Origin of the sequence: Pseudonocardia sp. SID8383 (assembly GCF_009864975.1) — a bacterium.
Classification (GTDB): Bacteria; Actinomycetota; Actinomycetes; order Mycobacteriales; family Pseudonocardiaceae; genus Pseudonocardia; species Pseudonocardia alni.
In genome coordinates this window covers 1-1,989 of the sequence record NZ_WWFY01000795.1, presented here as the reverse complement: position 1 = coordinate 1,989, position 1,989 = coordinate 1, and the positions used below count along the sequence as shown (strand labels likewise).

The window sequence follows — 1,989 nt, the reverse complement described above, 5'->3', positions numbered from 1 at the left end:
TCGGCGGCACCGCACGTGCTGGTCGCGACGGCGGCGGTGGCGGTCGGCCAGGTGCTCGCCGCCGTCGACGGGCCGGTGCGTGGCGGCCGGCCGCCCGCGTCGTGGGGAGCGGTGCTGGAGGTCGACGCGGACGCGGCGACGGTCGTCACCCGTCCGGGGTTCCGACGACCCGGTTGTTCCTGCGGCACAGCGGCTGCGGCGGTACCGGACAGCGCACCGGGGCCCACCGCGCCGTGCGGGAATCCCCCGGCCGGGTGGACAATCACCGTGTGAGCGACATTCCCCGAAGAACCGCCTCGCGCACCGCCAAGCTCGCCGGCCTCCCGCTCGGCGTCGCCGGACGTGCCGCAGCAGGGTTCGGGCGCCGTCTCACGGGTGGTGACCGCGACGAGATCGCGGCCCAGCTCGCGACCAAGAGCGCCGAGCAGCTGTTCGAGGTGCTCGGCGAGCTCAAGGGCGGCGCGATGAAGTTCGGGCAGGCGCTCAGCGTGTTCGAGGCGGCCGTGCCCGACGAGTACGCCGAGCCCTACCGCGAGGCGCTCACCAAGCTGCAGTCCGCGGCGCCGCCGATGCCCATGGCAGACGTCGACTACATGCTCACCCAGCAGTTCGGGCGGTCCTGGCGGTCCCGGTTCGCCGACTTCGACGAGACGCCCGCCGCCTCGGCCAGCATCGGCCAGGTGCACCGCGCGGTCTGGAAGCGCGACGGCCGCGAGGTCGCGGTCAAGGTGCAGTACCCCGGCGCCGAGGAGGCGCTGCGCTCGGACCTGCGTCAGCTCGGGCGGATGAGCCGCATCCTGCAGCCGCTGGTCCCCGGTATGGAGATCAAGCCGCTGGTCGCGGAGCTCAAGGACCGCATGGAGGAGGAGCTCGACTACCGCGACGAGGCCGCGTACCAGCGCGAGTTCGCCGCGTTCTACGAGGACGACCCGGACGTGAAGATCCCCCGCGTGGTCGGTTCGGCCCCCAAGGCCGTCATCACGGAGTGGGTACAGGGCCGCCCGCTGGCCTCGATCATCCGCGACGGCACCCGCGAGGAGCGCGACCACGCGGGCAACCAGCTGGCCCGCTTCCACTACTCTGCGCCGGACCGCGCGCACCTGCTGCACGCCGACCCGCACCCCGGCAACTTCGGGATCCTCGACGACGGCCGTCTGCTCGTCCTCGACTTCGGTGCGGTCGCCCGGATGCCCGACGGCATGCCCCCCGAGCTGGTCACGATGACCAAGTACGCGCTCGAGGGGCGCAGCGGCGACCTGATGGCCCTGATGCGCTCGGCCGGGTTCGTCCGCGACGGCGCCCGGATCGAGTCCGAGCAGATCCTCGGCTACCTCGCACCCTTCACCGAGCCGCTGGGGTCCGAGGAGTTCCACTTCAGCCGCCGATGGATCCAGAAGCAGGCCGAGCGGGTCGGTGATCTCCGTAGCCCGGAGGCGGCGATCGGCCGGTCGCTGAACCTGCCCCCGCGGTTCCTGCTGGTGCACCGGGTGACGATGGGGACCGTCGGCATCCTGTGCCAGCTCGACTCCCACGTGCGGCTGCGGGAGATCGTCGCCGAGTGGCAGCCGGAGATGTTCGAGCCGGACGCCCCGACCGGCTGACCTCCCTTCGCTACTCCGGTCCTGCGGGACGGGGGTGTCCTGTCGTCGCTTTGCTCTGCTCACCGATACGCAGCAGCGCAGGTCGGCGCCACTGGCGGGGTCTTCGGGGGCGTCGTGGGGTCAGGGGCGGACGCGGAGCCCGTCGAGTACCCGGTCGAGCGCGGCCCGCGCCGCGCCCCGGTCGCCCGCGCTCCCCGGTCCGGTCGTCCTCCCGCCACCCCGTCGTGGGTCCGACCCGCCGGTCGGCGGTTCCGCGCCGGCCCCGGGTCGCTGGCACCGGGCCGCTCCCGGTCGGCGCCGGCTCCGGGTCTCGCTCCCCATGGGCCGTGCCGGGCTCCGCGAGCCACATGGCGTGCTCGTTCATGGCTCCCGACAGCAGTCGGGCCAG

General features: G+C 73.5%; 1 protein-coding gene and 1 pseudogene. Both read left to right on the top strand.

Translation table 11 applies throughout. The features are described 5' to 3' along the window. Positions 1-273: pseudogene (locus tag GTW08_RS32010) on the top strand (hypothetical protein); the annotation flags it as partial. After that, positions 270-1,601, top strand: a complete 1,332-nt coding sequence (locus tag GTW08_RS19580) for an ABC1 kinase family protein (RefSeq protein WP_073578350.1) — start codon at positions 270-272, stop codon at positions 1,599-1,601. The pseudogene GTW08_RS32010 and the gene GTW08_RS19580, both read left to right, overlap by 4 nt. Positions 1,602-1,989: the final 388 nt, after the last annotated feature.